The 14,155-nt window shown below is 66.4% G+C and carries 13 protein-coding genes; all 13 read right to left on the reverse strand.

Features of this window, described 5'->3' with window-relative positions; all coding sequences use genetic code 11:
- The 13 genes from SJY11_RS16170 to SJY11_RS16230 all read right to left on the reverse strand — a co-directional run bounded on the left by SJY11_RS16170 (position 1) and on the right by SJY11_RS16230 (position 14,145).
- Entirely contained in the window at positions 1-1,671 is a 1,671-nt protein-coding gene (locus tag SJY11_RS16170) for a ribonuclease J (RefSeq protein ID WP_376987752.1), read from the reverse strand.
- A 118-nt stretch (positions 1,672-1,789) separates the two neighbouring features.
- Positions 1,790-2,566 carry a biotin--[acetyl-CoA-carboxylase] ligase gene (locus tag SJY11_RS16175; RefSeq protein WP_376987754.1) on the reverse strand — a complete coding sequence of 259 codons (777 nt, stop codon included), beginning with the start codon at positions 2,564-2,566 and terminating at the stop codon, positions 1,790-1,792.
- Positions 2,567-2,669: 103 nt separating this feature from the next.
- The gene (nuoN, locus tag SJY11_RS16180) at positions 2,670-4,097 is read right to left on the reverse strand and encodes an NADH-quinone oxidoreductase subunit NuoN (protein ID WP_376987756.1); all 1,428 of its coding nucleotides are present in this window, start codon (positions 4,095-4,097) and stop codon (positions 2,670-2,672) included.
- 11 nt (positions 4,098-4,108) lie between these two features.
- The gene (locus SJY11_RS16185; protein WP_376989347.1) at positions 4,109-5,620 is read right to left on the reverse strand and encodes an NADH-quinone oxidoreductase subunit M; all 1,512 of its coding nucleotides are present in this window, start codon (positions 5,618-5,620) and stop codon (positions 4,109-4,111) included.
- Positions 5,621-5,624: 4 nt separating this feature from the next.
- Complete coding sequence (nuoL, locus tag SJY11_RS16190; RefSeq protein ID WP_376987758.1) at positions 5,625-7,649, reverse strand: NADH-quinone oxidoreductase subunit L; 2,025 nt, start codon at positions 7,647-7,649, stop codon at positions 5,625-5,627.
- A 26-nt stretch (positions 7,650-7,675) separates the two neighbouring features.
- On the reverse strand, positions 7,676-7,984 hold the full coding sequence (gene nuoK, locus SJY11_RS16195) for an NADH-quinone oxidoreductase subunit NuoK (RefSeq protein WP_054141432.1): 309 nt from the start codon (positions 7,982-7,984) through the stop codon (positions 7,676-7,678).
- Positions 7,981-8,604, reverse strand: a complete 624-nt coding sequence (locus tag SJY11_RS16200) for an NADH-quinone oxidoreductase subunit J (protein ID WP_069054986.1) — start codon at positions 8,602-8,604, stop codon at positions 7,981-7,983. The genes nuoK and SJY11_RS16200 overlap by 4 nt, the downstream gene beginning before the upstream one ends.
- A gap of 132 nt (positions 8,605-8,736) precedes the next feature.
- On the reverse strand, positions 8,737-9,225 hold the full coding sequence (gene nuoI, locus SJY11_RS16205; protein WP_069054985.1) for an NADH-quinone oxidoreductase subunit NuoI: 489 nt from the start codon (positions 9,223-9,225) through the stop codon (positions 8,737-8,739).
- 18 nt (positions 9,226-9,243) lie between these two features.
- A complete protein-coding gene (locus tag SJY11_RS16210; protein ID WP_376987760.1) occupies positions 9,244-9,483 on the reverse strand; it encodes a hypothetical protein in 240 nt (79 codons plus the stop codon).
- Positions 9,483-10,502 carry an NADH-quinone oxidoreductase subunit NuoH gene (gene nuoH, locus SJY11_RS16215; RefSeq protein ID WP_376987762.1) on the reverse strand — a complete coding sequence of 340 codons (1,020 nt, stop codon included), beginning with the start codon at positions 10,500-10,502 and terminating at the stop codon, positions 9,483-9,485. The genes SJY11_RS16210 and nuoH overlap by 1 nt, the downstream gene beginning before the upstream one ends.
- Before the next feature lie 6 nt (positions 10,503-10,508).
- Entirely contained in the window at positions 10,509-12,572 is a 2,064-nt protein-coding gene (nuoG, locus tag SJY11_RS16220) for an NADH-quinone oxidoreductase subunit NuoG (RefSeq protein WP_376987764.1), read from the reverse strand.
- A 4-nt stretch (positions 12,573-12,576) separates the two neighbouring features.
- Positions 12,577-13,881: an NADH-quinone oxidoreductase subunit NuoF gene (nuoF, locus tag SJY11_RS16225; protein WP_326911991.1), complete on the reverse strand. Its 1,305-nt coding sequence runs from the start codon at positions 13,879-13,881 to the stop codon at positions 12,577-12,579.
- A 9-nt stretch (positions 13,882-13,890) separates the two neighbouring features.
- Positions 13,891-14,145: a hypothetical protein gene (locus SJY11_RS16230; RefSeq protein WP_376987766.1), complete on the reverse strand. Its 255-nt coding sequence runs from the start codon at positions 14,143-14,145 to the stop codon at positions 13,891-13,893.
- Positions 14,146-14,155: the final 10 nt, after the last annotated feature.

Consider the following 14,155-nt stretch of genomic DNA (forward strand, 5'->3'; position numbering starts at 1 on the left):
CTAAACCTCGATCACCAGCGCATGCACCAGCGGCTTCTTGCCCCACTCCTCATTGACCGCGCTGCGCAGGCCGCGCTCCAGCGCATTGCGGAGCGCTTCCGGGTCGCGGCGACGGGCCTTGGGAATGCCGTCGATCAGCTCCGACACCGCATCGGCGACGTATTCGTCGAAGCCGGTGCCGTCACGCGTATAGGGCGGCAGGCCCAGCACCGCGATTTCCGGATCGCCGGCGAGTCCGCCCTTCTCGTCGATGGCAACCGCAACCGAGATCATGCCGACGAAGGACAGGCGGCGACGCTCGGGGATCGTTTTCTCGAGGGCGTTCACGAGGAGGTTGCCGTCCTGGTAGAGCCGGCCATGAGTGACCTCGTCGATCTTGCTGGCGCCCTCGGGCGTGATCGCGACGACGTCGCCATTGCCGGCGCGCACGACGATCTTGACGCCGAGCCCGCGCGCGAAGGTCGCGTGCTCCGAGAGGTGGAGGTCCTCGCCATGGGCGGGAATCACGATCTTCGGCTTCAGCCAGCCATAGAGCCTGGCCATTTCCTCGCGGCGCGGATGGCCGGAGACATGGACCAGATGGGTGCGGTCGGTGATGATCTCGATGTTGTCGCGGGCGAGCGCGTTCTGGATGGCGCCGACCGCCTTCTCGTTGCCGGGAATGGTGCGCGAGGAGAAGATCACCCGGTCGCCGGGCGAGAGCGCGATCTCGGGGTGGTCGTCGGAGGCGATGCGGGAAAGCGCGGCGCGCGGCTCGCCCTGGCTGCCGGTCAAGAGCGCCACGACCTTGTCTCGCGGCAGGTAGCCGTAGTTGTCGGCCGAACGGAAGGCCGGGATGCCGTCGAGATAGCCGCATTCGCGGGCGACATCGATGACGCGGTCCATGGCGCGGCCGACGACGACGACCTCGCGCTGATCGGCCATCGCCGCTTCCGCCACCGCGCGCAGCCGGGCGACGTTCGAGGCGAAGGTGGTGACCGCGACGCGACCGGGAGCCGAGTGCACCAGTTCCTTGATCTTGGCGGCGACATCGGCCTCGCTCGGCGAGGTGCCGTCGCGCATCACATTGGTCGAGTCGCAGACCAGCGCCAGCACGCCCTCCTCGCCGAGTTCGCGCAGGCGCTTCTCGTCGGTCGGCAGGCCGACCTGCGGCGTCACGTCGATCTTCCAGTCGCCGGTGTGGACGACGAGGCCCACCGGCGTGCGGATCGCCAGCGCGTTCGATTCGGGGATCGAATGCGCGACGGGCACGAATTCGATGTCGAAGGGGCCGAGCGTGATGCGGCCGCCCTGGGCGACGGTGTGCATCGGCACCTTGGGCGCGCCCGGCTCCGACAGGCGACGGGTCGCCAACAGGCCGGCGGCGAACTTCGTGCAGTAGACCGGGGCGCGCAGGGAGGGCCACAGCGCGGCGAGCGCGCCGATATGGTCCTCATGGGCGTGGGTGATCACGATGCCCAGCAGGTTCGCCCGCTCCTCGACGATGTAGCGCAGGTCCGGCAGCATGATGTCGACGCCTGGGACCTCAGGGCCTGCGAAGGACAGGCCGCAATCGACGAGGATCCATTTCCGCCTCCCCTCCGGCCCATAGCCGTAGAGGGCGGCGTTCATGCCAATCTCGCCGAGGCCACCGAGGGGAACGAAAACGAGCTGGTCTTTGGAGCGGGTCACGAAGAATCCTGACTGATCGAACGCCGGCGGCGCCGGGATGGTGCGGGAGCCCTAACACGCGGCGCCGCAGGGCTCCATAGCGGCGCGGCTTCACCGTCCGCCGGAGCGGACGCCGCCGTCAGCGCGGCGCATCCCCGGGGATGGCGGCGCCGAAGAACAGATCGCCCGCATCGAAGGCCCGCGGCCCGCCCGCCGTCTCCATCAGCAGCCGGCCGCCGGGGTCGAGGCCTACGAAGACGCCGGTGACGGCACCCGAGGGCGGGCGGATGGTGATCGTTTCGCCGAGGAAGGCCGCCCGCTCCAGCCAGGCCTGCCGGGTGGGGCCGAAGCCGCCGGCCTGGCGCCAGATGGCGAAGCGCTGTGCGAAGGCCTCGGCGAGCGCCGCCAGCGTCGACTCGATGGTGACGTCGGGCGCATGGGCGCGCAGGAAGCTCGCCGGATAAGGCGTGCCTTCCGCGCAGGAGGCGATGTTGATGCCGAGGCCGGCGATGACGGCGAAGCGCCCTGCCCCGCTCTCGCCCTCGAGCAGCAGGCCGGAGCATTTGGCCCCGTCGACGAGCAGGTCGTTCGGCCATTTCAGCGCCAGCCGCGGCGCCGCCAGCCCGGTCCCGCGCGCGGCGGCATCGTGCAGGGCAAGCCCCGCGACGAAGCCGAGCTGCGGCGCCAGGGCCGGCTCGCAAGGGTTCACCAGGAGGAGGCTCGCGTAGAGATTGCCCGGCGGAGAGGTCCATTGCCGGCCATGGCGCCCGCGCCCGGCCTTCTGGCTGCGCGCGATGATCCAGAGCTGGCCAGGATCACCCTGGTGGAGCGCGCGACGCGCCTCCTCCATGGTCGAGCCGACCTCGTCGCGGACGATCAGCCGGTAGCCCGCGGCACGGGCGGCCTCACCGAGCATGGCTCACCCCGTCATTGCGAGCGCAGCGAAGCAATGCAGAGGTCGGCGCGAGACGCTGGATTGCTTCGCTGCGCTCGCAATGACGGTAAAGAGCGTGGCTCACTCAAAACAGCGACTTCGCCGCCGCGCCGGCCGAGTTCAGCAACGGGGCCGGCAGCAGTGAGAGCGCCAGCACGAAGAGCGCCGAAACCAGCAGGACCGCGCGGACACCGAGATCGCCCTTCTCGAAGGCGGGCTTGGCGTCGTCAAAATAGATCACCTTGACGAGGCGCAGGTAGTAATAGGCGCCGATGACGCTGGTGACGACGCCGACCACGGCGAGCACATAAAGCTTGGCGTCGATGGCGGCGAGGAAGACGTAGAACTTCGCCCAGAACCCGGCCAGCGGCGGGATGCCGGCGAGCGAAAACATCATCATCGAGAGCGCGAAGGCCATCCACGGATTGGTCCGCGAGAGACCGGCGAGTTCGCCGATCTCCTCGACCGCCTTGCCGTCGCGGCGCATCAGCAGCACGCAGGCGAAGGCGCCGAGCGTCGTCGCCAGATAGATCGCCATATAGACCAGCACGCCCTGGACGCCGTTGGCGGTGCCGGCGGCGAGGCCGACCAGCGCATAGCCCATATTGGCGATCGAGGAGTAGGCGAGCAGGCGCTTGATGTTGGTCTGGCCGATCGCGGCGAAGGCGCCGAGCGCCATCGAGGCGATGGCGATGAAGATGACGATCTGCTGCCACTCATGCAGCGCGCCGGGGAAAGCGCCGACGAAGATGCGCACGACCATCGCCATCGCCGCCATCTTGGGGGCGGAGGCGAAGAACGCGGCGACCGGGGTCGGTGCGCCCTCATAGACGTCGGGCGTCCACATGTGGAAGGGCACGGCCGAGATCTTGAAGGCGACGCCGGCGGCGATGAAGACGATGCCGAAGATCAGCCCGATACCGGGATTGCCGCCCTGGACCGCCGCGGCGATGCCGGCATAGTTGACCGTGCCGGTGAAGCCATAGACCAGCGAGGCGCCGTAGAGCAGCATACCCGAGGAGAGCGCGCCGAGGACGAAATACTTGAGGCCGGCCTCGGTCGATTTCGGATTGTCGCGGTCGAAGGCGGCGACGACATAGAGCGCCAGCGACTGCAGCTCGAGGCCGACATAGAGGCTGATGAGATCGTTGGCCGAGATCATCATCATCATGCCGACCGTCGACAGGACGATCAGGATCGGGAACTCGAAGCGCATCGAGCCGTCGCGGCGCAGGGCGTCCGAGGAGAGCAGGATCGCCGCGGCGGCCCCCAGCAGCGTCAGCACCTTGAAGAAACGGGCGAAGCTGTCGACGACGAAACCGCCGTTGAAGGTGAGCGCCCGGCCCTCGCCGGCGAGAACCAGCACCAGCGCCAGCGCAAACAGCGCCAGGGCCGCGCCCTCGAGCAGGCGTGTCGACCGCTCGCCACGGATCGCGCCGACGAGCACCATGGCGATGGCGCCGATCGCGAGGATGATTTCCGGAAGCGCCGGGCCGAGAGCGGGCAGAGCCATCCTGCGAGACCTTACTGAACGACCAGCATCGCCGTTTTCGCGGCGGTGAGTGCGGCCTGATAATTCTTGATGAGGGCTTCGGTCGGCGCCGCAAAAGCGTCGAGGATCGTCCCCGGACGGATGCCGTACCAGACCGTGAGCACGACCAGTGGGATCAGGATCGCCATCTCGCGGCGATCGAGATCGGCGATGTCCTTGAGCTCGGGCTTGACCAACTCGCCGAAGACGACGCGGCGATAGAGCCAGAGCGCATAGGCGGCCGACAGGATGACGCCCGAGCAGGCGATGAAGGCGACCCAGGGATTGGCGCGGAAGGCACCCATCAGCGTCAGGAACTCGCCGACGAAGCCGGCCGTGCCGGGCAGGCCGACATTGGCCATGGTGAAGACCATGAAGATGACCGCGTAGACCGGCATGCGGTTCACCAGCCCGCCATAGGCGGAAATCTCGCGGGTGTGCATGCGGTCATAGATCACGCCGACGCAGAGGAAGAGCGCGCCCGAGACCAGCCCGTGGCTGACCATCTGGAACATCGCACCCTGGATGCCCTGCGGCGTCAGGGTGAACAGGCCCATGGTGACGAAGCCCATATGGGCGACGGAGGAGTAGGCGATCAGCTTCTTGATGTCCTCCTGCATCAGCGCCACCAGCGAGGTGTAGACGATGGCGATGACCGACAGCGCGAAGACGAAGGAGGCGAAATAGGCCGAGGCCTCCGGGAACATCGGGATCGAGAAGCGGATGAAGCCGTAGCCACCCATTTTCAGCATGATCGCCGCGAGCACGACCGAGCCGGCGGTCGGCGCCTCGACATGGGCGTCGGGCAGCCAGGTGTGGACCGGCCACATCGGCATCTTCACCGCAAACGAGGCGAAGAAGGCAAGCCACAGCCAGGTCTGCATGCCCGCCGGGAACTTGTGCGCCAGCAGCGTCGGGATGTCCGTGGTGCCGGCGTGCCAGTACATCGCCATCAGCGCCAGCAGCAGCAGCACCGAGCCCAGCAGCGTGTAGAGGAAGAACTTGTAGGAGGCGTAGACGCGCCGCTTGCCGCCCCAGATGCCGATGATCAGGAACATCGGGATCAGGCCGCCCTCGAAGAAGAGGTAGAACAGCACGAGGTCGAGCGCCACGAAGACGCCGATCATCAGCGTCTCGAGGATGAGGAACGCGACCATGTATTCGCGCACCCGCTTCGTGATCGCATGCCAGGAGGCCAGGATGCAGAACGGCATCAGGAAGGCAGTCAGCACCACGAAGGGGAAGGAAAAGCCGTCGACGCCGAGCTTGAACTGGATGGCGTCGGAGACCCAGGCATGGGTCTCGACCATCTGGAAGCCGGGATTGGCGGGGTCGAACTTCGCCCAGGCGAAGCAGGCCAGAACGAAGGTCGCGACCGTGGCGGCGAGTGCCGCATAGCGCGCATTGGACTCGACCGAGGCCTCGTCGCCGCGCTGCGCCAGGATGAAAGCCGCGCCCACCAGCGGCAGGATCAGAAGACCGGTGAGGATACCGAAGCCGAACATCATCTCACCCGCGCGCCACGAGATACCAGGTCACCAGGCCCGCGACGCCCATGAGCATGGCGAAGGCATAGTGGTAGAGATAGCCGGTCTGCAGCCGCACGACCCGGTTGGTGACGTCGACGACGCGGGCGGAAATCCCGTCCGGGCCCATGCCGTCGATGACGAAGCCGTCGCCCTTCTTCCAGAGGAACTTGCCGATCCACATCGACGGCTTCACGAACAGGAAGTCGTAGATCTCGTCGAAATACCACTTGTTGAGCAGGAAGCGGTACAGGACCGGGTTGGCGGCCGCGAGCTTGCCAGGCACGTCGGGGCGCAGGACATACATGTAGAGCGCCAGCACGAAGCCGATCAGCATGGCGACGAAGGGCGACCAGATCACCCATTTCGGCACGTCGTGCATCTCGTGCAGGATGTGGTTGTCCTTAGCCGTGAAGAGCGAGGCCTTCCAGAAGGCGTCGTAGCCATCACCGATGAAGGCGCCCTTGAAGGCAAAGCCCGCGGCCCCCGCGCCGAGCGAGAGCACCGCGAGCGGGATCAACATCACCAGCGGGCTCTCATGCGGCTTGTGGTCATGACCATGGCCGTGATGGTCGTCATGCGCATGACCGGCATGGGCATGATCGTCGTGACCATGCGCAGCGTGACCATGAGACGCGTGGGCATCCGCACCCCAGCGCGGCTTGCCCTCGAAGGTCATGAAGTAGAGCCGCCAGGAGTAGAACGAGGTGAAGCAGGCGGCGACCACCAGCAGCACGAAGGCATAGGAGGCGGCGAAGCCCTTATGCGCGACCGCGGCATAGGCGCTCTCGATGATCGCGTCCTTGGAGAAGTAGCCGGCGAAGAGCGGGAAGCCCGTCAGCGCCAGCGTGCCGATGGTCATGGCGGCCGCCGTCAGCGGGATGTGCTTCCGCAAGCCACCCATGTTCCGCATGTCCTGCTCGTGATGCATGGCATGGATGACCGAGCCGGCGCCGAGGAACAGCAGCGCCTTGAAGAAGGCGTGGGTGAAGAGGTGGAAGACGCCGGCCGAATAGGCACCGACGCCCAGCGCGACGAACATGTAGCCCAGCTGCGAGCAGGTCGAGTAGGCGATGACACGCTTGATGTCGTTCTGGACGAGGCCGACAGTGGCGGCGAAGAACGCGGTCGTCGCGCCGATGACGATGACGACGGTGAGCGCCACCGGGGCGTATTCGAAGATCGGCGACAGGCGCGCGACCATGAAGACGCCGGCGGTGACCATGGTCGCGGCGTGGATGAGGGCCGAGACCGGGGTCGGGCCCTCCATCGCGTCGGGCAGCCAGGTGTGCAGCAGGAACTGGGCCGACTTGCCCATGGCGCCCATGAACAGCAGCAGCGCGGTCAGCGTCAGCGCGTTCCAGTCATAGCCGAGGAAACGGAAGGTCTTCTCGGTCAGGCCGGCGATCTGCGGGAAGATGGTGTCGAAGGCAACCGAGCCGGTCAGGACGAAGACCAGGAAGATGCCGAGCAGGAAGCCGAAATCGCCGACGCGGTTGACGATGAAGGCCTTCATCGCCGCGGCGCAGGCCGAGGGCTTCTGGTACCAGAAGCCGATCAGCAGATAGGAGGCGAGGCCGACGCCCTCCCAGCCGAAGAACATCTGCACGAGGTTGTCGGCCGTCACTAGCATCAGCATGGCGAAGGTGAAGAGCGACAGATAGGCGAAGAAGCGCGGCCGGTGCGGATCCTCGTGCATGTACCCGATCGAGTAGAGGTGCACGAGCGAGGAGACGGTGTTGACCACGACCAGCATGACCACGGTCAGCGTGTCGACGCGGAAGGCCCAGTCGACCTGCAGCCCGCCCGAGGACATCCAGGTCGCGACCTGGATTCGCGTCGTGCCGGAGCCGAAACCGACGCTGAATAGGGCGATCCAGGACAGGACGGCCGAGACGATCAGCAGCGAGGTGGTGACGATCTCCGAGCCGCGCGCGCCGATCAGACGGCCGAAGAGGCCGGCGATCAGGAAGCCGATCAGGGGGAGGAAGACGATCGCGTGATACATGGGGCGGATCCGGGCGTTGCTACGCCTCAGCCTTTCATCATGTTGATGTCTTCCACCGCGATCGTGCCGCGGTTGCGGAAGTAGACGACGAGAATGGCGAGCCCGATGGCGGCTTCCGCGGCCGCCACGGTCAGCACCAGCAGCGCGAAGATCTGCCCGACGATGTCGTTCAGGAAGCTCGAGAAGGCGACGAAGTTCAGGTTCACCGCCAGCAGGATCAGTTCGACCGACATCAGGATGACGATGACGTTCTTGCGGTTCAGGAAGATGCCGAGCACGCCCAGCGTGAAGAGGATCGCCCCGACGGCGAGGTAGTGGCCAAGCCCGATCATCAGACCGTCTCCTCCGGCAGCGCGGCGCCCGGCTGCACCTTCTTGACGTCCATGGCGGTCGCCTTGGTGCGCGCGTTCTGCTGCGCGATGTCCTGGCGCTTGATGCCGGGGCGATCGCGCAGGGTCAGCACGATCGCGCCGATCATGGCGACGAGAAGGACGAGGCCGGCGGCCTGGAAGTAGTAGACATACTGGGTGTAGAGCACCCGCCCGATCGCCTCGGTGTTGGTGATGCCGGCGGGGATGGCGGCGACCGGCGCGCGCACGATCTGCGGGTCGATGACCCAGGCGCCGACGACGAGCAGCAGCTCGACCGCGAAGATCAGGCCGATCAGGGCGCCGATCGGGAGATAATTCAGGAAGCCCTGGCGGAACTCGGCGAAATCGACGTCGAGCATCATCACCACGAAGAGGAAGAGCACCGCGACCGCGCCGACATAGACGACGATCAGCAGCATCGCGAGGAATTCGGCCCCGAGCAGCAGGAACAACCCGGCCGCGTTGACGAAGGCCAGGATCAGGAAGAGCACCGAGTGAACGGGGTTGCGCGAGGTCACCACCATGAACGCCGAAGCGACGGTGATGCCTGCGAACAGATAGAAGAAAGCCGCTGCGGCATTCATCTCGGTCAGCCTTTCCGCCCAGGCGGGCGGCTCTCGTGTTCACCTGCGCCCGACTCTCGCCGGACGCCGTTTGGAGCGTCTATAGTCAGGCCCACCGGCTGCGACAACCGCGCGACGGGTCTGGCCGAAGCCTCAGCGATAGGGGGCGTCCATCGCGATGTTGCGGGCGATCTCGCGTTCCCAGCGGGCGCCGTTCTCGAGCAGCCGGTCCTTGTCGTAAAACAGCTCCTCGCGCGTCTCGGTCGCGAATTCGAAGTTCGGCCCCTCGACGATGGCATCGACCGGGCAGGCCTCCTGGCAGAAGCCGCAATAGATGCACTTGGTCATGTCGATGTCGTAGCGCGTGGTGCGGCGCGTGCCGTCGTTGCGGCGCGGGCCGGCCTCGATGGTGATGGCCTGCGCCGGGCAGATCGCCTCGCAGAGCTTGCAGGCGATGCAGCGCTCCTCGCCATTGGGATAACGGCGCAGCGCATGCTCGCCGCGGAAGCGCGGGCTCTGCGGGTTCTTCTCAAAGGGATAGTTGATGGTCGCCTTCGGCTTGAAGAAATAGCGCATCGACAGCGCGAACGCGCCGACGAACTCCTTCAGCAGCAGGCCTTTGGCGGCTTGTGCGAGCGACATGCTCTTCGTCCTTCCCACTCAGCCAAACACCGTCTGGCCGATCACGTAACCCAGCACGGGCGTGACGCCGATCATCAAAACGACCAGCGCTGCCCTGACGAAGCCGATGCGACGCTCGTAATCGTCACGCTCGGCCTGCGTCTGCGACCGATCGGTCCGGCGCAGGGCCCCGATGACCACCGCCGACACGATCCTGTATTCGACGATCCCCAGCACAAGCCCGATCAGCGCGCCGATCAGGCCGGCGGAGACCGCCATCAGCGCACCGGCCCCCAGCCGGTGAGTTGCAGCACGAAGGCGACGACCACGACAGAGACCAGCGAGAGCGGCAGGAAGACCTTCCAGCCCAACCGCATCAGCTGGTCGTAGCGGTAGCGCGGCACGAAGGCCTTCACCATCGCGAACATGAAGAAGACGCCACAGACCTTGATCATGAACCAGACGACGCCCGGCACCCAGGTGAAGGGCGCGACCGGGAACGGCGGCAGCCAGCCCCCGAGGAACAGGATCACCATCATGGCGCACATGGTCATGATCGCCACGTATTCGCCGAGCATGAACAGCAGATACGGGGTCGAGGAGTATTCGACCATGTAGCCGGCGACGAGCTCCGATTCCGCCTCCGGCAGGTCGAAGGGCGGCCGGTTCGTCTCGGCCAGCGCCGAGATGAAGAAGATCACGAACATCGGGAACAGCGGCAGCCAGTACCAGCCGAACAGGCCGACCTTCGTGTTCTGCGCCTCGACGATGGCCGAGAGGTTCAGCGAGCCGACGCAGAGCAGCACGGTGATGATGACGAAGCCGATCGAGACCTCGTAGGAGACCATCTGCGCCGCCGAGCGCAGCGCGCCCATGAAGGGATATTTCGAGTTCGAGGCCCAGCCGGCCATGATGATGCCGTAGATGCCCAGCGAGGAGATCGCGAGCACATAGAGGATGCCGACATTGATGTCGGCGATCGCCCAGCCCTCGGCCACCGGGATCACCGCCCAGGCCGACAGCGCCAACAGGCAGGTCACCAGCGGCGCCAGCAGGAAGACGCCCTTGTTGGCACCCGACGGGATGATCGGCTCCTTGAAGGCGAATTTCAGCAGGTCGGCGAAGCTCTGGAACAGGCCGAAGGGCCCGACCACGTTGGGGCCGCGCCGCAACTGCACCGCCGCCCAGATCTTGCGGTCGGCCAGCAGGATATAGGCGATGAAGACCAGCAGGCAGGCGATGAGCAGGAAGCTCTTGCCCAGCATGATCGCGAGATCGAGAACGAGGTCCCAGTTCATGGCCGGTTACTCCGCCGCCTGCTGCAACCGGCCGGAGGCCAGCGCGGAACACTCGGCCATCACGGCGGAAGCGCGCGCGATCGGGTTGGTCTGGTAGAAATCGGCGACCGGCGAGACGAAGCCGGTCTTCTCGGCCTTGCCGCCGAGATCAGCGAGCGCGCCGAGCCCGGAAGCGTCAGCCGGATCGAGCCGGTCGAGCGCGGCGAAATGCGGGTGGGCCGCATAGAGCGCCTTGCGCAGGCCGGCCAGCGAGTCGAAGGGCAGTGTCTTGGCCAGAGCCGCCGACAGCGCCCGCAGGACCGCCCAGTCCTCGCGGGCGTCGCCCGGCGGGAAGGTGGCGCGGTCGGTCATCTGCACGCGGCCTTCGGTGTTGACGTAGGTGCCGGACTTCTCGGTGTAGGCCGAGCCCGGCAGGATGACGTCGGCGCGGTGCGCGCCCTTGTCGCCATGCGTGCCCTGATAGATCACGAAGGCGCCTGCCGGCACCTCGATCTCGTCGGCGCCGAGCAGGAACAGGACGTCGAGCGCACCCGGCGCGAGCATGCCGGCGACGTCGAGCCCGCCCTCACCCGGCACGAAGCCGAGATCGAGCCCGCCGACGCGCGAGGCCGCCGTGTGCAGCACGCCGAAGCCGTTCCAGCCTTCCGAGACAGCGCCCAGCGCCCGGGCGGCCTTGGCGGCCAGCGCGAGGACAGCCTCGCCGTCGCCGCGGGCGAGAGCGCCCTGCCCGACCAGCACCATCGGCCGCTCGCCGGCCTGCTCCGCCTTGCCGGCGAGATCCGCCAGCGTGTCGGCACCGGCGCCGAGATAGTCGTAGTCATAGGTCAGGTCGGCTTTCTCACCGATGACCTGGATCTTGAAATCGCCGCGCAGCCAGCGCTTGCGGATGCGTGCGTTCAGGATCGGCGCTTCGCGGCGCGGGTTGGCGCCGATGATCAGCAGCGACGTCGCCCGCTCGATGCCCGCGATGCCGGCGTTCAGGATGTAGCTGGCGCGGCCGAATTTCGGATGCAGCCTGGTGCCGTCCTGACGACAATCGAGATTGGCACTGCCGAGTGAGGCGATAAGGCCCTGCAGCGCGAACATCTCCTCGACCGCGGCGAGATCGCCGGCGATGGCGCCGATCTTCTCCGGCTCGGCCGCCTTCACCTTTTCCGCGATCAGCGCGAAAGCCTCGGCCCAGGAGGCCGGGCGCAGCGCGCCGTTCTGGCGGATATAGGGCCGGTCGAGACGCTGCGTGCGCAGGCCGTCGACGATGTGGCGGGTCTTGTCGGAGATCCACTCCTCGTTCACCGCCTCGTTGAGGCGGGGCAGGATGCGCATGACCTCCTTGCCGCGGGAATCGACGCGGATCGCCGAGCCGATAGCGTCCATCACGTCGATGGACTGCGTCTTGGTCAGCTCCCAGGGGCGGGCCTTGTTCTGGTAGGGCTTCGAGGTCAGCGCGCCGACCGGGCAGAGATCGACGACGTTGCCCTGGAGCTCCGAGGTCATCGCCTGCTCGAGATAGGTGGTGATCTCCATGTCCTCGCCGCGCCCGATGGCGCCGAGATCGGAGCCGCCCGCCACTTCGGTGGTGAAGCGGACGCAGCGCGTGCACTGGATGCAGCGCGTCATCGAGGTCTTGACCAGCGGGCCGATATACTTGTCCTCGACCGCGCGCTTGTTCTCGGCATAGCGCGAGGTGTCGACGCCATAGGCCATCGCCTGGTCCTGCAGGTCGCACTCGCCGCCTTGGTCGCAGATCGGGCAATCCAGCGGGTGGTTGATCAGGAGGAACTCCATCACCCCCTCGCGCGCCTTCTTGACCATGGGCGACTTGGTCGAGACGACCGGCGGCTCGCCATTGGGGCCGGGGCGCAGATCGCGCACGCCGATGGCACACGACGCCTGGGGCTTCGGCGGGCCGCCCTTCACCTCGACGAGGCACATGCGGCAATTGCCGGCGATGGAGAGCCGCTCGTGGAAGCAGAAGCGCGGCACCTCGGCTCCCGCCGCCTCGCAGGCCTGCAGGACCGTGTATTCGGCGGGAACGTCGACCTCGATGCCGTCGATGATGAGTTTGGTCATGCTCTCACTCCGCCGCCATCATGCGCACGGGCTCGCTGTGCGGGTTGGCGGCATAGTCGTCGATGCGCTGCTCGATCTCGTGACGGAAATGCGCGATCAGGCCCTGGATCGGCCAGGCGGCGGCGTCGCCGAGCGCACAGATCGTGTGGCCCTCGATCTGCTTGGTGACGTCGAGCAGCATGTCGATCTCGCGCTTCTGGGCGCGGCCCTCGACCATGCGCTCCATGACGCGCCACATCCAGCCGGTGCCCTCGCGGCAGGGCGTGCACTGGCCGCAGCTCTCATGCTTGTAGAAATGGCTGAGGCGGGCGATGGCGCGGATGACGTCGGTGGACTTGTCCATGACGATCACGGCCGCGGTGCCGAGGCCCGATTTCAGCTTCGACAGCGAGTCGAAATCCATCGGCGTGTCGATGATCTGCTCGGCGGGAACCATCCGCACCGAGGAGCCGCCGGGGATGACCGCCTTGAGGTTGTCCCAGCCGCCGCGGACGCCGCCGCAATGCCGGTCGATCAGCTCGCGGAAGGTGATGCCCATCACCTCCTCGACATTGCAGGGCTTGTTCACATGGCCCGAGATGCAGAACAGCTTGGTGCCGACATTGTTGGGGTTGCCGAGCGAGGAAAACCAGCTCGCGCCGCGGCGCAGGATGGTTGGCGCCACCGCGATCGACTCGACATTGTTCACCGTGGTCGGGCAGCCATACAAGCCGACATTGGCCGGGAATGGCGGCTTCATCCGCGGCATGCCCTTCTTGCCCTCGAGGCTTTCGAGCAGGGCCGTCTCCTCGCCGCAGATATAAGCGCCGGCGCCGTGATGCACATAGAGATCAAAGGGATAGCCGTGGACGTTGTCCTTGCCGATGAGCTTGGCCTCATAGGCCTCGTCGACGGCGCGCTGCAGCGCCTCGCGCTCACGGACATATTCGCCGCGGATGTAGATGTAGGCCGCATGGGCGCCCATCGCGAAGGAGGCGATCAGACAGCCCTCGACCAGCGTATGCGGGTCGTTGCGCATGATCTCGCGATCCTTGCAGGTGCCGGGCTCCGACTCGTCGGCATTGACGACGAGGTAGTGCGGGCGCCCGTCGTTCTGCTTGGGCATGAAGGACCATTTCAGCCCGGTCGGGAAGCCGGCGCCGCCGCGGCCGCGCAGGCCGGACTTCTTCATCTCGTCGATGATCCAGTCGCGGCCCTGCTCCAGCAGGAACTTGGTGCCGTCCCAAGCGCCGCGCGCCATGGCGCCCTTCAGCGACAGGTCGTGAAGGCCGTAGAGATTGGTGAAAATACGATCGCGATCGGCGAGCATCAGTCTGCCTCAGTTCACGGGCGTGTCGATGATTTCGAGGCGGCGCTCGATACGCGCCAGCCTCGAGTCCATCGCACCATGTGTATCGTAGATATTGCCGATATCTGTCTTGACCGCACCGATTGCCGTATGAATTGAACGCAAATCCCCGCGTACCCCGGAGAGTTGGCCATGCTGATCGCGAATGGCCTCTTCGAGGTTACCGAGCCGCGCCTGAACGGCCTTGAGCACCTCGTAGATCAGTTCGTTGGTGACTTCGGCCATTGCCACCTCC

The organism is Allobosea sp. R86505 (assembly GCF_042466375.1).
Taxonomy (GTDB): domain Bacteria; phylum Pseudomonadota; class Alphaproteobacteria; order Rhizobiales; family Beijerinckiaceae; genus Allobosea.

What these genes read in the sequence shown, in the direction of transcription:
- SJY11_RS16210 (WP_376987760.1), bottom strand. Translation starts at nt 9,483, where the DNA reads ATGGCGGTCTCCGCCGGCCTGATCGGCGCGCTGATCGGGCTTGTGCTG.
- SJY11_RS16175 (WP_376987754.1), bottom strand. Translation starts at nt 2,566, where the DNA reads ATGCTCGGTGAGGCCGCCCGTGCCGCGGGCTACCGGCTGATCGTCCGC.
- nuoI (WP_069054985.1), bottom strand. Translation starts at nt 9,225, where the DNA reads ATGTCGCTCGCACAAGCCGCCAAAGGCCTGCTGCTGAAGGAGTTCGTC.
- nuoG (WP_376987764.1), bottom strand. Translation starts at nt 12,572, where the DNA reads ATGACCAAACTCATCATCGACGGCATCGAGGTCGACGTTCCCGCCGAA.
- SJY11_RS16200 (WP_069054986.1), bottom strand. Translation starts at nt 8,604, where the DNA reads ATGAATGCCGCAGCGGCTTTCTTCTATCTGTTCGCAGGCATCACCGTC.
- SJY11_RS16185 (WP_376989347.1), bottom strand. Translation starts at nt 5,620, where the DNA reads ATGTTCGGCTTCGGTATCCTCACCGGTCTTCTGATCCTGCCGCTGGTG.
- nuoL (WP_376987758.1), bottom strand. Translation starts at nt 7,649, where the DNA reads ATGTATCACGCGATCGTCTTCCTCCCCCTGATCGGCTTCCTGATCGCC.
- nuoF (WP_326911991.1), bottom strand. Translation starts at nt 13,881, where the DNA reads ATGCTCGCCGATCGCGATCGTATTTTCACCAATCTCTACGGCCTTCAC.
- nuoH (WP_376987762.1), bottom strand. Translation starts at nt 10,502, where the DNA reads ATGAACTGGGACCTCGTTCTCGATCTCGCGATCATGCTGGGCAAGAGC.
- SJY11_RS16230 (WP_376987766.1), bottom strand. Translation starts at nt 14,145, where the DNA reads ATGGCCGAAGTCACCAACGAACTGATCTACGAGGTGCTCAAGGCCGTT.
- nuoN (WP_376987756.1), bottom strand. Translation starts at nt 4,097, where the DNA reads ATGGCTCTGCCCGCTCTCGGCCCGGCGCTTCCGGAAATCATCCTCGCG.